The sequence below is a fragment of the Sphaerisporangium sp. NPDC088356 genome, assembly GCF_040685555.1.
GTDB lineage: Bacteria > Actinomycetota > Actinomycetes > Streptosporangiales > Streptosporangiaceae > Sphaerisporangium.
The window spans coordinates 1-1931 of sequence record NZ_JBFBIK010000268.1; the positions used below are offsets into that span (position 1 = coordinate 1).

Genomic DNA, 1931 nt, shown 5'->3' on the forward strand with positions numbered 1-1931 from the left:
GACAACGGATCTGTCGCCACCCTGTGACCTGCGGCATCACGGTGAAATGGGCTCAGTGAAGGGTGCCATGCCAACGGGGTCTCACATGTTCCAATTGGTCCATATTGCTCTCGCCTACGCTAACGCGTGCACATCGTACTATTCAGACGTGCAAGAGCAGGAGGCCCACGATCACACGTCAAGGCTGGTCATGACTGGCACCACGCAGGGGGATGGGCCCGGTCGTCGGCGCGCCAACTGGTTACGAGCCCAATCGGCCGAATACCGCCCGGAGCCGCAGGTCAACAAACCCAAGCGGCTGTGATCGCAACCGCTCTCCTAATAGCCCTGTAGCCGGACGTGACAAGCTCTGTCGTTTGGGAGACAGAGCTGGGTTTTCGGGTCAGGCTTCGCCTTGAGTGGCCGGCGGGATGATCACTCTCCTCTCCAGTGACTTGATCACTAGCGTTAGACGGTGGCCCCGCTGGTTGCTGAGGGCTGTGCACGGCTGGTGGGGTGTTGCTGCCATCGAGCGCTGATCTATTAGGGAGCCGCTGGCCCTCGGTCACTCGTTGCCGCACGTCAGGAAGGCAGGAGGCCGATGAATGTGATCTTATGCGGGATCGACTGGGCCAGCGATCACCACGATGTGGCGCTGATCGATCAACAGGGCAACAAGCTAGGACGACGCCGGATCGGCGACAACGCCACCGGGCTGGGCGAACTGATCGCCCTGTTCGCCGCCCACGACGTCGGCCCGGACGGGGTGAAGGTCGCGATCGAGACCGAGAGAGGCCTGCTGGTCGCCTCGCTACGCGCGGCCGGCTACCAGGTGTATGCGATCAACCCCAAAGCCGTAGACCGGTACCGGGACCGCCATCACCTGGCCAAGACCAAGTCCGATGCGGCCGATGCGATGGTGCTGGCACACATCCTGCGCACCGACGCGGCGATGCACCGGCCGCTGAGCGCCGACAGTGCCAAAGCCCAGGCCATCGAGGTGCTGGCCCGCGCCCACCAGGACATGGTGTGGAGCCGCCAGCACGAGGTGAACCGGCTGCGCTCCCTGCTGGGGTCCTACTACCCGCGGCGCTGGCCGCCTTCGGTGATCTGACCACCCGTACCGCGACGCTCGTGCTGGCGGCTGCGCCCACACCCGCCCACGCCGCCGCCCTGAGCATCGATGATCTGCTGGGTCTGCTGGTGGCCGCGGGCCGGGGACGCCGCCGCGGCGAAGCCGAGCGGCTGGCCGCCGTGTTCGCCGCCGTACAGATGCGCCAAGACACCGCGGTCGAGCAGGCCATGGGCGCCGCGCAAGTGCGATCATCGGCACCATCACCGCGATGAACGCGGGCATCACCGCACTTCAACACCAAATCGACCGGAATTTTGAGCAACACCCGGACGCTGCGATCTACCACAGCATGCCTGCGCTCGGTCCCATCCTCAGCGCCCGGGTGCTCGGCGAGTACGGAGACGACCCGACCCGCTGGCCCGATCCTGCCAGCCGCCGCGCCTACGCCGGAAGTGCCCCCATCACCCGCGAATCGGGCAAGAAACGCCTGGTTCTGGCCCGCTTCATCCGCAACAAGCGGCTCTACGACGCCGTCCGATGCTGGGCGTTCTCCGCCCTGACCGCCTCCCCAGGCGCCCGCGCCTACTACGACCAGCGCCGCGCCGCCGGAGACACACACGAAGCCGCGCTACGTCGCCTGGCGAGCAAACTCATCGGCCAGCTCCACCACTGCCTGGCCCACCATGTCCTCTACGACGAGCAGACCGCCTGGACCCACCCCGAAATCCACGCAAAAGCGACAGCAGCCACAGCCGCTTGACATGGCACAACCGTGGGGTGTCTAAAGCGGGTACCTTTTGGTCCATGCAGCAAGCAACACCATCTCATGTGGTTCACATCGCTACCTGTAGGGCCGAGCTACCTCGAATGGCATACA

The 1931-nt window shown here is 65.4% G+C and carries 1 pseudogene; it reads left to right on the forward strand.

What is annotated here, in order from left to right:
• The first annotated feature begins 586 nt into the window (after positions 1-586).
• Positions 587-1814: pseudogene (locus AB0O34_RS36780) on the forward strand (IS110 family transposase).
• Positions 1815-1931 lie beyond the last annotated feature (117 nt).